This is a genomic window from Casimicrobium huifangae (genome assembly GCF_009746125.1).
Lineage (GTDB): Bacteria > Pseudomonadota > Gammaproteobacteria > Burkholderiales > Casimicrobiaceae > Casimicrobium > Casimicrobium huifangae.
In genome coordinates this window covers 3,179,405-3,193,455 of the sequence record NZ_CP041352.1, presented here as the reverse complement: position 1 = coordinate 3,193,455, position 14,051 = coordinate 3,179,405, and the positions used below count along the sequence as shown (strand labels likewise).

8 protein-coding genes are annotated in these 14,051 nt (G+C 60.4%); 2 read left to right on the top strand and 6 right to left on the bottom strand.

The window, feature by feature from the left end:
* Positions 1-26 precede the first annotated feature (26 nt).
* The 3 genes from FKL89_RS14390 to FKL89_RS14380 are packed head-to-tail and all read right to left on the bottom strand — an operon-like array spanning position 27 to position 5,664.
* On the bottom strand, positions 27-3,140 hold the full coding sequence (locus FKL89_RS14390; protein WP_156863464.1) for an error-prone DNA polymerase: 3,114 nt from the start codon (positions 3,138-3,140) through the stop codon (positions 27-29).
* 33 nt (positions 3,141-3,173) lie between these two features.
* Positions 3,174-4,604 carry a Y-family DNA polymerase gene (locus FKL89_RS14385; RefSeq protein WP_156863463.1) on the bottom strand — a complete coding sequence of 477 codons (1,431 nt, stop codon included), beginning with the start codon at positions 4,602-4,604 and terminating at the stop codon, positions 3,174-3,176.
* 13 nt (positions 4,605-4,617) lie between these two features.
* Positions 4,618-5,664, bottom strand: coding sequence for a hypothetical protein (locus FKL89_RS14380; RefSeq protein ID WP_156863462.1), 1,047 nt, complete (start codon positions 5,662-5,664; stop codon positions 4,618-4,620).
* Positions 5,665-5,790: 126 nt separating this feature from the next.
* Here FKL89_RS14380 and FKL89_RS14375 point away from each other — a divergent pair, with 126 nt between their 5' ends.
* Complete coding sequence (locus tag FKL89_RS14375) at positions 5,791-6,120, top strand: MmcQ/YjbR family DNA-binding protein (RefSeq protein WP_156863461.1); 330 nt, start codon at positions 5,791-5,793, stop codon at positions 6,118-6,120.
* On the opposite strand, the gene recJ is transcribed toward FKL89_RS14375, so the two are convergent.
* From recJ to FKL89_RS14360, 3 genes are read right to left on the bottom strand one after another with little or no spacing between them, the layout of a single operon-like run.
* Positions 6,111-7,856 carry a single-stranded-DNA-specific exonuclease RecJ gene (recJ, locus tag FKL89_RS14370; RefSeq protein WP_156863460.1) on the bottom strand — a complete coding sequence of 582 codons (1,746 nt, stop codon included), beginning with the start codon at positions 7,854-7,856 and terminating at the stop codon, positions 6,111-6,113. The genes FKL89_RS14375 and recJ overlap by 10 nt on opposite strands.
* Positions 7,853-8,785: a hypothetical protein gene (locus FKL89_RS14365; RefSeq protein WP_156863459.1), complete on the bottom strand. Its 933-nt coding sequence runs from the start codon at positions 8,783-8,785 to the stop codon at positions 7,853-7,855. Before FKL89_RS14365 ends, recJ begins: the two co-directional genes overlap by 4 nt.
* Positions 8,786-8,800: 15 nt before the next feature.
* Positions 8,801-11,767: a DUF349 domain-containing protein gene (locus FKL89_RS14360; protein ID WP_156863458.1), complete on the bottom strand. Its 2,967-nt coding sequence runs from the start codon at positions 11,765-11,767 to the stop codon at positions 8,801-8,803.
* Between the two features lie 126 nt (positions 11,768-11,893).
* On the opposite strand from FKL89_RS14360, the gene FKL89_RS14355 reads away from it, so the two are divergent.
* Complete coding sequence (locus tag FKL89_RS14355; protein WP_238363369.1) at positions 11,894-13,843, top strand: DNA repair helicase YoaA; 1,950 nt, start codon at positions 11,894-11,896, stop codon at positions 13,841-13,843.
* Positions 13,844-14,051: the final 208 nt, after the last annotated feature.

Genomic DNA, 14,051 nt, shown 5'->3' with positions numbered 1-14,051 from the left:
CTGTTGTGCAATGCGCAATGGCGGACTCAGTGAAAGTCATGCGAGGCCACGGCAAGATCAGCAAGCAGATGCGAGGCGTCTTCCATGTGCGCTGCAACAAGATGGCTGATTGGGCCCTGATGTTGAAGCTTGCCGTGGACAATCATCAGCCGGGAAGCAATCAGCGCACGTCGTTCTTTCTCGGCCAGATCGCGCCAGACGATGACGTTGGTGTTGCCGGTTTCGTCTTCCAGCGTGACGAAGGTGACGCCGCTGGCTGTGCCGGGGCGCTGGCGACAGGTAACAAGCCCTGCCACACGGATATTGCGACCGGAGGGAATCTTTTTGAGACTCGCAGCCTGCTGGGTGCCAGCCAGCAGACCGCGCAGCAGTTTCAGGGGATGCACGCGCAGTGTGAGTCCGGTGCTGCGGTAATCGGCGATGACTTCCTGGCCAAGCGTGAGGGGCTTGAGCGGCGCTGCTGCGTTGCTGATGTCTGATGGTGCCGCCGGAAGATCGGGCAATTTCGAAGCGGCGGCCATCCACTTTGACTGGATCCGGTTACCGGCCAGTAGCCTGAAAGCGTCGGCGTCAGCCAGTGCGTTGATGACTTTGGTGCCAATACCCGTTCTCTGCACAACGTCGCGAATGCTCGAAAACGGAATCTCCTGCCGTAGCCTGACGATGTCACCAGCGACCGTCTCGCTGATGCCGCTAACCATGCGTAACCCGAGGCGCAGCATGGTTTTGCCTGCGGTTCTTTTTTCTGGATCCGGATGATTAAAGATCAGTGCGCAATCCCAGTCACTCGCATTGATGTCAACGGGCAATATCTGTACGCCATTCTTTTGCGCGTCCTGTATCAACTGTGATGGCGAATAGAAGCCCATCGGCTGACTGTTGAGCAGGGCACAACAAAAGGCGGCAGGATGATGGCACTTAACCCATGCCGAGTTGTAGGCCAGAATGGCAAAGCTCGCTGCGTGTGATTCCGGGAAGCCGTAGCTGCCGAAGCCCTCTACCTGTCTGTAAATGGATTCCGCAAACTCGGAGGTATAGCCGCGCTCAAGCATGCCATTGATCAATTTCTCCTTCAGATGACCCAGGCCGCCCTTGCGTTTCCAGGCTGCCATTGAGCGGCGCAGATTGTCGGCCTGACCGGCTGAAAAACCGGCCGCTTTCATGGATAGCTCCATGACTTGCTCCTGAAAAATCGGAATGCCCAACGTACGTTTCAGGATGCTCTCGACGGCCGACGAAGGGTAGCTTTGAGCCTCAACCCCCTGGCGACGCTTGAGATAGGGGTGAACCATGCCACCTTGTATCGGCCCGGGGCGAACGATGGCAATCTGTACGACCAGATCGAAATAATTTTCTGGCTTCAGCCTCGGCAGCATGTTCATTTGCGCGCGAGATTCGACCTGGAAGACACCCGTACTCTCGCCGCAACAAAGCATCTCGTACACAGCCGGATCTTCCTTCGGGATATCGTGCATGGTGAACGGCTGACCGGTCTGCTGTGCGACCAGTGCCATGGAGCGGCGCAGGCAGGACAACATGCCGAGCCCGAGGATGTCGACCTTCATCATGCCCAGCTCTTCAATGTCATCCTTGTCCCATTGAATCACGGTGCGGTTGGGCATCGTTGCGTTTTCGATGGGGACCTTCTTGTCGAGCCGGTGCTCGGCCAGCACAAAGCCCCCCGGGTGCTGCGAGAGGTGTCGGGGAAAACCGCGTAGCTCGGCGGTGTATTTGAGCAACTGCTGAACGCGATGCACCTGAGCATCGAAGCCAATTTCGGCGAGCCGCTGGTGCAGTTCAGACCTTTTGTCCCACCACGAGAGATTCCTGCTGATGCGGTCAAGCTGATCTTCAGAAAACCCGAGCGCCTTGCCGACATCACGGATTGCGCCCTTGGTGCGATAGCAAATGACCGTTGCGCAGAGCGCTGCACGATGACGGCCGTACTGTTTGAACACGTATTGAATGATTTCTTCCCTTCGCTCGTGTTCGAAGTCGACGTCGATATCCGGCGGCTCGTCGCGTTCTTTGGAGATGAAGCGCTCAAAGAGCAGATGACATCGTGCGGGATCAAGTTCCGTGATGTGCAGGCAATAGCAGATCGCGGAATTCGCCGAAGAGCCACGGCCCTGACAAAGAATCTCCAGACGCCGTGCCTCACGCACGATGTCGTACACGGTCAGAAAATAGGCCTCATACTTTTTCTCGGTGACCAGTCGGAATTCTTTCCTCAGCTGGCTTCTGACTTTCGATGGAATGTGGTTTTGATAGCGGCGGTTGGCACCGAGGCGGGTCAACTTGCGAAGGTATCTTGCTGCAGACAGTCCCGCAGGAACAAACTCCTCAGGGTATTGATAGCGAAGCTCTGCCAGCGTAAAAGTGCAAAGCCTCGCAATTGCCACGCTGTTCAACAGCAATTCAGCGGGGTAGAGATGTGTCAGCGCGGTGAGCGGCCTCAGACAACGCTCTGCATTTTGTTCGGCAAGTTCGCCCAATTGATCCACTGTGGTGTGATTCCTGACTGCGCACAAAATGTCGCGCAAACCCTGTCGGGATTTGTCATGAATGAGTACATCGCCGCAAGCGGTTAAAGGCAGGGTGTGCTTCTGTGCCACAGAAAGCGCATGCTCGAAGCGCAGGGGATCGGTTGCGGTCAATTTGCGCACGAAGCCAATGGCGCATGAAAGCTGGCTGGTCTTCTCTATTAGTGTGCCCAGCACTTCTGAGGATGAACCGGGAATGATGATTGCACAGCATTGCCTGATTGCTGACAGCTCGCCCGGATCGAAGGAATAGGTGCCCTTGTCGGTATCGATCCGACACCGGGTCACAAGCTGGCATAGATGTTCGTAGCCGCTGAGGGTTTTCGCCAGCAGGATGATCTCGCTGTCATCACAGCGGAAGCAGGCACCAACGATCAGGCGCAGCGGAGAGCTTTCAATTGAATGCCCTCTCTTTTCACAGGCATCTCGCCATGAGGTAAAGGCGCGCGCTACACCCGCCAGCGAGCATTCGTCAGTGATGGCAAGGGCACCATAGCCAAGGTCGTACGCAGTTTCAACCAGCTCCTCCGGGTGGGATGCGCCATGCTGGAAGCTGAAATTGGAGCGACAAAAAAGCTCCGCATAGACAGGTTTCATCGGTAATGCCTGATACCGGGACGTTGTGCTTGCCTAAGCAAAGATGCCCTGCAAAAACCAGCAATCTGTCGCCCGTTCACGATACACCCACCAGTAGCTATGACGTTCAGCGATGGCGATGTAGTAGTCGCGATGAACCGCGTTGACCTGATCAGCTGAGGTGTTGCCATCCAGTGTCTCGATGCGCTCTGGCTGTCGCAGTACCAGTGAGTGACGTAAACGGCGTAATGTGTCGCCGTACAGGCGACGCGGCGGATCGATCAGCCAGGTGGGTCGCAGTGAAGTTGCATTGCCGGATGAGGGCGGGCTTGATGCAATACTTCTGGATTCCGGTAGCGCGCTTTGATGGTTGCGCGGTTTCAGCAGCAGGTACTGCATTCCGATACGCGCAGTCAGCAGATCGAGCAGCGATTGCCATATTTGTTGCCGATTTCTATGCTGATCGAACAAATCCAGCGCCTGGACTTGCAATGCTTTTGAGTCGCTGCAGAACAGATCAATTCGCGATATTTCATGATGGATTGAACTGCGCTCAAGCTGGGCTTGCAGCAGCCGCAACCATTCGCTGGCCAGATGAATGCCATGAGCTGATGCCAAACTCAGCTGGCTCGTCTGCTGGCGACCGTTTGAAAATGAAAACAAAACTGATATTGCTGCTTGCGAACGCAGTCGCAGGAACTCCTGCAATTGATGCAGAAGAACGGAGACGCCAGGCCACCAGTGCTGCTGGTCGGTGACAAGCTCCAGAAATTCGACATACTGGTGGAAGGCCTGTGCAGGCTTCCAGAATGGCAACGACCATGAGACTTTGCCGTAGGCGTGATCGAGTGCCATTGTCAATTCCGTGCCGAAACGCTGGTTAAGTTCGGCAGTTTCAATACGGCGGATTGACGACAGGAAATGCAGATTGAGCTCGCCGAGAGCTTTGATGAGATCAGGTTTGATATCCATGCACCTGACTGGCAGATCGTCCAGCCATTCGTCAATCTGCTCCTCGATCAGCAGTTCCCGGTGTGCTTTTGCCAGCCAGCGTGCGCCACGAGCGGTTGGCGCAAGCACATGGTTCGCGCGAAGGCGTTGGGCATCAACCAGCACGATGGCGTTGCGCAGAAGCTTCTCGTAGCCATCGAATAGTGCGCGCGAAGAGCCAACTTCAAGAAGCAGGCCAAAGTCATCGCTGATGTGGATGTTGGGCGTCAGTACCGCCAGTACGTTGGCCAGATGTTGCAGGCATTCCGTCTCGCGTCCTGGATTACGGGGCAGGGCCACAAGCTGGTTGCTTAGTGCGTGAGCCTCAGCCAGTTGCAGCCCGGGTTTGACGCCAAGTTCTGCGGCGATACGGGTGCAGGCGATTACGACATCACGTCGCCCGACCCGGTCAAAAATCAGGGCTGGGACCGATTGCTGAATAGAGTCCGACAGTGCCTGCAGAGGCAGATGAGGGACGTGAACCGCCAGCCACATTGCTTAACACGCCCTAGTGCGCCGTGCTGGTGGAAATAGGTGGGTGTGTAGCGTGCTGATCTTCGGAATGGCTCGGCTGCGTGTTGGCCCGGCCCGATTTTTCTTTCGCCTCGTGTGTTGCGTTTGCTGCAATGACTGCGAACGTTGTTGAGGCGTATTGGGTTGCTGCGTTAATGTGCGGTAGGGACGTGATGCCAAATTCGACAGTGCTATCGAGCAGCTGTGACGCGACCCTTTGCCGATAAAGTCTGGCCTGCACTGCGGCACGATCCAGCGTAATAAGTGGTCGCGTCAGTTCACGCCCCCGGCACTTGATGATTTGCAGACGAATATGTGCATCATCCGCCGCATAGCCAAAGCGCAACCAGGCCGGTGAGGGCTGCGACATGGATGAGGCGCCACGGAAGTGAATCAGTACAGGGGGCGTCGTCGCAGCAGGCGCATTGCCTGCGCCCGCCAGGCTCGCCAGATGCAACCGTCGCAAGATTTCCGGTGTCAATATCGAGTGCGCAGGAGTCCACAGCACCACTATGCCCGGTAGCCCAGTTCGCAAGGCTTGTTCGGCGGACCACAAGTTCTCCTTGAAGTGTTTTGATGATGAGCTGGCTGAATGAATTTGCGTGACGTAATCCGGGTCAACACCTGTCTGCGCCAGAGCCGGTGCAAACAATTCATGAGGCGCGCCGATGCAAAGAATTGGACGCTTTTGCTGGGTCAACCGCGCCATTGCAGGCAGCAGTAATGACAGTTCACCGCACCCGGATGCGTCGGTCATGATTTCGGTCATCGCGCCCGCAGGCCAGCCCTGCCATGGCAGATAGGCATCCAGTACAGCAAAGCTGCTGGCTACGCCCCTGAGTCCGTTATTGCCTGATACCGCGCCATTCGCTGTGCTGGTGGAGGTCTCTGCTCCCAATCGCACATGATCGCGCAGTACAGGGTGACTAGCAGCAAGTTGAGTGAAAAACTGCGCCTTCATAACTGTAATTTTATACAGTATTTTGACGGCGTGCAATTTCACCTGCACTTCAGAAGTTATCGCCGCGAGCTTCGTCGCCACGGCCTGTTCAGATAAGCGCCAAGCTGCTTTTTCTGACCTTTGCTCTGAATTGCTACCAAGACATCTGTCGTTTCGCACGACACATCAATGGTTGCCATTGCATGCCGCGGGGGCTAATGTCCGGGCATGATGCCAATCGCTGCTGTGCGTCTATTTGCGTTGTCGCTGTCCGAAGTGGCAGAGCAGCCGCATTTCCACTACACATCGTTCCGCGTTTGCGGCAAGATCTTTGTAACCATCCCGCCGGAGGAGACGCACATTCATGTGTTCGTGCCGGATCAGGCGCGCGAGGTTGCGCTGACGTTGCATCCCGAGTTCGTCGAGAAACTGTTGTGGGGTGGTAAGGTCGTTGGCGTGCGTATCAGACTAAGTGATGCAAACCCCGAAGTCGTGCAGCAACTGATCCGCCAGGCCTGGCTGGCAAAGGCCCCGAAAAAACTGGCCGCTCAGACCTGATTTGCAGGCCACCAATGCTCCACGATGAGCTCCAGCCGCTGCGCGCCCTGATACTCCGATAGCGACACGCGGTACGCGGCTCGCATTGGCTGCGGTGGCGGCTCGGTGGTGTTGAAGCGGATTGCATCAAAGATGCGCGCCGGTGCGTTACGGCCGCCCGCAGTTGAGCGCTTGAGCCTGAGCTTGGTGTGCTTGAGGCCGACAATGCGCGAATCCATCACGGCGAATTCGTCATCGAACATCGGCGCCGGAAAGGCCTGCCCCCAGACATGACGATGCAGGGCTTCGGCGGTGTCAAAGTCAAACTCTGCGAGATCGAACGACCCGTCACTATCGACCCGTTGCTCCAGTTGTTCAGGAGTGAGCCACTCATTCGCGACTTGCTCAAAAGCCATTGCGAAAGCGCTGAAATCGGCCTGGGCGATGGTGAGCCCCGCAGCCATCGCGTGGCCCCCAAATTTGCGCATCACCGCCGGCGCGCGCTTGGATACGAGGTCAAGTGCATCACGTAAATGAAAACCGGGGATTGACCGGCCCGAGCCCTTCAGTTCGCCCTCGTCGCCCGGTGCGAACACGATGGTGGGCCGATGATGCCGCTCGCGCAGCCGTCCGGCGACGATGCCCACCACGCCCTGATGCCAGGTGGGATCGGTGACAACGATGCTCTTTTGCGTGGCGTCGATGCTGGCTGCGATCATGCGGTCCGCCTCGTCGCGCATGCCGGATTCGATGCCTTTACGTTCACGGTTGAGGCGGTCAAGTTCGCCAGCAATTTCGGTGGCACGGGCGGGGTCGTCGGTAGTCAGGCACTCGATGCCCAGCGAGATGTCGTCAAGCCGGCCAGCTGCGTTGACCCGTGGACCGAGCATGAAGCCAAGGTCATAGGCGGTTGCTCGTGTCACATCGCGCTTGGCGACCTCGAACAGCGCGTTGACACCGGCGCAGGCCTTGCCGTCGCGCATCCGGCGCAGCCCTGCCTCGACCAGCCGACGGTTGACGGCATCGAGCGGCACCACGTCGGCTACCGTGCCAAGCGCAACGAGGTCGAGCAGGCCATTCAGGTCGGGCTGCGTGTCAGCGTTGAACACGCCACGTTCGCGAAGCGTCGCACGCAAAGCCAGCAGCACATAGAACATCACGGCAACACCGGCGATGGCCTTGCTCGGAAAAGTGCAACCCGGCTGGTTCGGGTTCACGATGGTCGGCGTGTCGGGCAACGTCGCGCCGGGTAGATGGTGATCGGTCACGACCACGTCGATGCCCAGCGCGCGCGCTGCTGCGACGCCCTCGACGCTGGCGATGCCGTTGTCGACAGTGACAATAACCTGCGGCGATTCCTGCGCCGCGAGCGCCACGATTTCCGGCGTCAGTCCATAGCCATACTCAAAGCGGTTGGGCACGATGTAGCCAACCTCGGCCCCCATCGCCCGCAGGCCACGCAGGGCAACAGCGCAGGCGGTGGCGCCATCAGCGTCGTAGTCGGCAACAACCAGGATGCGTTCGCGCTGGCCGATGGCCCGGAGCAGACGCTCGCAAACGGCGTCGATGCCCTTGAGCAAGTTGGGCGGCGGCAGTTGCGAGAGTTTCCATTCGATATCGCTGGCATTGGCAATGCCGCGTGCCGCATAGAGCCGTGAAAACAGTGGCGAAATTCCCTGCGTGCGCAGTGACTGCTCGGCCTCGGTGTCAATTGGTCGTCGTCGCAGCGAGGGTGCGCTGCCGGTATGGGCTGTCATGACCGGACTTCGGCAACTTGCTCGCGCAGACTTGCAAGCGTTCCGGCGAGCGCGGGTGGTCGAGCGAAGCGGGCGAACAGGCTGTGCATGATGCCCGGCTTGTTCGGCGTGACTCTCAACAGTGGATGGTTGTCACCGAAAATGATCTGGTCGGCGTCGAGAATGGCCTCTGCATGGGCAGACCATGCCTGCTGCCAGCCGGTCAGATCACCGTTGCGCAACGCCGTTGCGAAGTCTGCAATTGTCGTGATGGCTACGTACGGTTCAGTAGCCTCGGTGCCAGTGGCCGACGTTGACGAGAAACCCCAGAGCCAGATCACATTGACTGGTGGCAGGCCGCGATCCTCGCGGGCGATGTTCACCGGATGGGTGTAGAGCAGCATCTGCAGCTCATTCATCCAGCGCTCCACCAGACGGGCGTCAGTGCCGCGTGGCAGGTTGGGGCGCAGGTTCTCCCCGATCAGCCAGTCAGGACGTTCGGTCAATACATTGACGGGGTGATTGCAGCTTATCAGCCAGCGGTGGGCATCGACGAAAGTCAGGTCGATGTCTTCTGCCCGCAGGTGTTCGCTACAGGTATCGCAGAGCGCTCGCGCTTCCGCGTCCGTGAGTTGCAGCGTGCCAGGATCCAGTGGCGTTAGATCGGTGAGACCCAGCGCCGCAGACAGAGGTGATGCAACTGCAAGCGTGGCTGCGGTGTTGGTGAACGTGTTGACGGTAGCGGCGTGCAAAAGCAACCCGCCAGGCAAATCACCGGTGCAACTGCCCGCCGCGCGTTCCGCATCACTCCACGAGCCTTCGAGCTTGGCGACACTGGCGCCGCGCAACTTTGCAGCAAGGGCCGGATGCGGTGGCAAACCCTCGGTCAAGGCGCGGAGCGTTGCCTGATCATGAGGCAAGGCTCCGGGCAGCAGTAAGACGTTGGCCAAGGGCAGGACGGCGCGTCAGGCGGCGCCTACCGCCTCAATCGCCCGCGTCAACCGCTCACGTTCACCGAGGGTGATCTTGGCACCAGTGGCGTTGAAGGCGCCAAGCAGCGTGCGGATGGCGGTGATCTTGGCGTCAGGCGCGGTCGGCAGTTGCCGGCGCTCCGACAGCCAGCGCAATTGCTGCATGCGGCGAGCGGTGGCGATTTCGGCAGGTGAATCAATACCAGCGATCAGCTCGGCATCAATCACCAGCGCTGCCGCAGTCTTGTCGGCGGCTTCGGTGGCAGTGATCGCAGCGAGTGTGTTCTTCATCGCCTCGATCACGCTGCCGCGCGACAGCACGGTGGCGCGCTTCTTCGCCGCCACCAGCGCGTCGTCGAATTTGCGGTCGAGATCGCGCGCCTTTTCGCGCTCGACGAAGGGCAGATTGCGCCACTTCGTGCGCGTGGCAGCAATACCAGCATCAATCGCCTTGGCGTCATCGCCATTCGCCAGCGCCTTGACCTCGTCAATCACGGCGTAGCGTGCCTTGGTCGCCTCGCTGAACTGCGCTTTCACCTGGTCGCGCTGGGCGTCACGCGCTTTGAACACGGCATCGGTGTGCTTTTTGAAGTCGTCCCACAGCTTCTGCTCGTCCTTGCGGCGCAGATGTGGCAGGTTCTGCGGACGTTCGGCAGCCCAGCGACGTTGCAACGTGATGGTGGCGTCGGTGGTCTCGCGCGACGGCGTTGCCTTGGCTAATTCCTCGGCCTGTGCGATCAGGCGCCTGCGCCGCGCAATCTCGGGCTCGCGCGCGCCATCGAGGGCGCTGTCGAGTTTTTTGAGGGCGACATCGAATTTCTCGTCCAGCGCCTTCCACGCGGCGTTGGCGACACCACCGCCTTTCTTCCATTGGTCGAAGAGGGCTGACTTGCGCTTTTCCAGATCGTGCCAGTCGCGTGTTTGCCCCTCGGTGAGGGGGGCGGCGGCTTCATCGCCAAGTGCAGCCATCGCGTCGATGATCTTCTCACGACCCGATGCGTTCTCGTTGCGCTGTTTGCGCAGACTGTCGAAGTGGGCTTTGGCCGGGGCGTAGGCTTCCTTGCAGACTGCGTTGAACTTGTCCCACTTGGGCTTCGGCGCGCCGCCATTTTTCTTGTCCAGCGCTTTCCATTCGTCCTGGATGGCGCGGATTTCTTTCGCCAACTGGTCAGGCGGCAGTGGCGAGCCCTTGAGAGCCTCGGCTTTGGCCATCAGGCCGTCACGCGCCTGCCCATCACTCCACTTGAGCCAGCTTTCGAGGCGCTTGACCTCACCGTCCAGTTCGTTGAGGCGCTGCTCTTCGAGTTTCGGGAAGCGTTTGGCAGTGAACTGCTGATACAGCCTGGTCGCAGCGTGACGGGAGCCACGCACATCGCCCGCGGCAATCAGTTCGGCCAGCTTGGTCAATGCCTCATTGGCGGCGGCAAGATCGGCATCCTCTGCGCGCGGTACCACCGTACGCTCAGGCCGGGGCGCGGCAGCCGGCTTTTCCAGCGCGTGCAGACGCTTCTCGAAGTGTTCGCGCGTGGTGGCATCGACCGTGGCGAGCCAGGCTGCCCACTTTGCCTTCCATTCGGCGTGCGCTGCTTCATAGGCGCTTTGCTGCTGGGCGGCGGCGATCGCAGCATGCTGCTCTTCTGCTGATGGCTCCGACGCTACGGATGTACCAGCAGCAGCCGATTCAGCGGTGTCAGTCGCTTCGGTGGCAGCAGCGGCAACAGGCGCATCTGTCGTGCTCGCTGCCATCGGTTCGGTTGCAGCGACCTCGGTGGTCGAAGCTGCGGGCTCGGAAGCTGTGTCTGCCGCAGTCTCAGGCAACGCTGCCACTGTGGTGGCGGTGGGTGTTGCAACATCAGCGCCGGGTTCGGCAACGGTTTCCGCCTCTGCTTGCGTGGGTTCCGCTGCTGCCACCGTCTCGACCGCCACCGGCGCGTCAGCCTTGCTCTTGTCCTTTTTCGCGGCGGGCTTGTCAGCCCGTTTGACCGGAGCCGGACGCACCGGCATCGCCGCCAGCAGCGCCTCACCGGCGGTATTGCGCTCGCGCAGTTGCTGTTCGGCGGCAATGGCAGCATGAACCTGTTGCAGCTGCTGCGCGAGGCCAGCATCGAGTACAGGTGAGCTTTGTGCGTGGGTAGCTTCGGTCGCCAGCGCGGTCAGCTCATCATTGCCGAGCTCAGCGGCCTTCTTGCTCTTGAGTGACAGCCCGGCTACCTGCATGGCGAGCGCTTCGTGCATGCGGCGCGCGACAGCTTCGTTCTGCATCTTGCGCTGCAATCCCGCGAGCAGGGTGTCAAACTGTGTTTTGCGTTCACTGTCAACGCTCAGCTTGGCCCAGGCCCGCTGGGTGTCGACCAGCCGGGTCAGCGGCACTTCGTCGGCATCCGACCAGCTCTGCATCTGCGCCAGCAGTACGTCTGCTTCCTGCGCGGCCTTGTCCCGCGATTGCAGGCTTTCCATGCGGTCATGACAGGCCTTGCCAAGCCGTTTGTCGTGGTCGCGCCAATAGAGGTGCAATTTGTCGAGCAGGGCGACGTCGGTGGCTGCATTGATGGCATCGAGCTTGCTGCCGAGCGTTGCGCTTGACGCAAGCCACGCGGTAAGGTCGCTTGACGCAGCCTTCGCGGCGGCGGCTTTCCACTCGTCTGACGAATCGTCCCGCAGCGCAGCGGCAATCACCGCCAGCGGCAGATCGTCGCTCGGTGCACCACCGGCGGCAAGATGTCCCCAGCGCGACGCCGCAGCAGCGCGCACGCTGGCATCGGCATCGTTGTGCGCCGTTTTCAGCGAGGCGACATCAACCGTGCGGCCGACAGCGGTGGCACGCACACGTGCATCAGCGTCGGACGCGATCAGGGTGGCAAGGGCGGGATCATCTGCTGCAAGATCTGCAACAGCGGTCAGCCGTTCGTCGGCGTTCGGGCTTTGCCATTTCGGCGTACCCGCGAAAAGCGATTTCAGCACGTGAGTGGTCGGTGAATTCAGTGGAACCAATGATTTTAGGCGCCCGGCACGATTCGCGAGTTGACACAGAGTCAGCCAGGTTGCACCGCGTCGGTCTGGCAGGTGGTCGCCGCCTACAATCGCCCGGTGATCCCAGAACTCGAACGCATTTTTGGCCCCGATGGCCAGCTCGCGCAGGCGTTGCCCAATTTCCGTGCAAGACCGCAGCAGATCGAGCTGGCACGAGCGATTGCGGAGGCCATCGCCGACAACAGTCAGTTGCTCGCCGAGGCCGGCACCGGTACCGGCAAGACCTTCGCCTATCTGGTGCCGGCGCTGCTTTCGGGGGGTAAGGTCATCATCGCGACCGGTACCAAAACGCTGCAGGATCAGTTGTTTGATCGCGACTTGCCGCGCGTTCGCGACGCCCTCAAGCTGCCGGTGGAGAGCGCATTGCTCAAGGGGCGCAGCAACTACGTCTGCCACTATCACCTGGCGCGCACCCGCAGCGAGGGGCGCTTCACGGCGCGCGACCACATCATGCACGTGCAGCGCGTGGCCGCTTTTGCCGAACGCAGCGTCACTGGCGACCGTGCCGATTGCGAGACGGTGCCTGAGAGCTCTCCAGTGTGGCCGCTGGTCACGTCCACGCGGGACAACTGCCTGGGCAGCGAGTGTGGTCACTACAAGGAGTGCTTCGTGCTGAAGGCGCGCAAGGAGGCATTGCTCGCTGACGTCGTGGTGGTCAACCACCACCTGTTGTTCGCCGACATCGCGCTCAAGGATGATGGCCTTGGCGAGCTGCTGCCCGCCTGCAACACCGTCATCATTGATGAGGCACATCGCGCGCCCGACGTGGCCACGGTGTTTTTTGGCGAATCGACCAGCATGCTGCAGCTGACCGAGCTTGCCCGCGACGCCGAACTCGAACAGCGGCGCAAGGCGGCCGACGCGAAGGCGCTGCTCGATGCTGCGCAGGCCGTGGGCATGGCGGCGCGCGCGGTGCGGCTTGGCTTCGATGCCGGCGCAGGCAAACTTCTGCGCAGCGATGCGCTGGCCCGGCGCGAGTTTCTCGATGCGCTGGATCGTTTGATTGAGGAGACCAGCACGCTGGCTGATGAAATCGAGGCGCAGCGTGACCGCAGCGAAGAGCTGCCCGCACTGCACAATCGTGCAACCGCAGCGGCAGATCGCCTTTCGGCCTGGCGCGACGATTCGCGCGGCGACCTGATCCGCTGGGCGGACGTGACCACCAGCGGTTGGCAATTGCACGCGACGCCACTGTCGGTAGCCGAAATCTTCCGCAAGGAGACCGAATCGAGTGCGCGGAGCTGGGTGTTCACCAGCGCCACGCTGTCGGTCGCCGGCGATTTCTCGCTGTTTGCCCGTCAGCTTGGGCTCGAGGCGGCGCGCTCGCAGAGCTGGGCGAGCCCGTTTGACTACGCCAGCGCAGGCCGCATTTATGTGCCGCGCAACCTGCCGCCGCCAAATTCGCCGCAACATACCAGTGCCGTGATTGACGAGGCGCTGGAGCTGGTCACGCTGTCCGGCGGCCGGGCATTTTTGCTGTTCACCAGCCTGCGCGCGCTGCGGCAGTGTGCGGAAGCGCTGCCACGCCTGTTGCGCGAGCGCGATCTGGATTTCCCGGTGCTGACCCAGAACGAGGCCCCGAAAGGCGAACTGCTGCGCCGGTTCCGAACGTTGGGCAATGCCGTGTTGATCGGTTCGCAGAGCTTCTGGGAAGGCGTGGACGTCGCCGGCGATGCGCTGTCGCTGGTGGTGATTGACAAGCTGCCGTTCGCGCCACCGGACGATCCGGTACTGGCTGCGCGCATGAAGCATCTGGAGGAAGCGGGCGGCAGCCCGTTCATGGACTGGCAGGTGCCGCAAGCCGCCATCTCACTCAAGCAGGGCGCCGGCCGGCTGATCCGCTCCGAGACTGACCGCGGCGTGCTGGCGATCTGCGATGATCGTCTGGTGACCAAAGGCTACGGCAAGACGCTGCGCAGTAGCCTGCCGCCGATGCCCTTCACCCGCGAACGTGAGGACGTTGCGGCGTTTTTTGGGTCGCAACGGGCGTGGCAGGCTTCGCAGTGATGCCCGGTGGCTGCTGATGGGATGCGTGCAAGCGTTGATCAGGTCAGCAGCTTTTTGACGGAAGCCTTATCCGAATTGGGCTCAGGGTGGTATTTTTGATAAAGTCGATTCAGGCATTTTCTGGCTATGAGGCCCCATGCGAAGGTCGATAGCGAAAAAAGCTGTAGATCGCATCTTCTCTCATTCACTCGTAACTGCCGGTCACGAG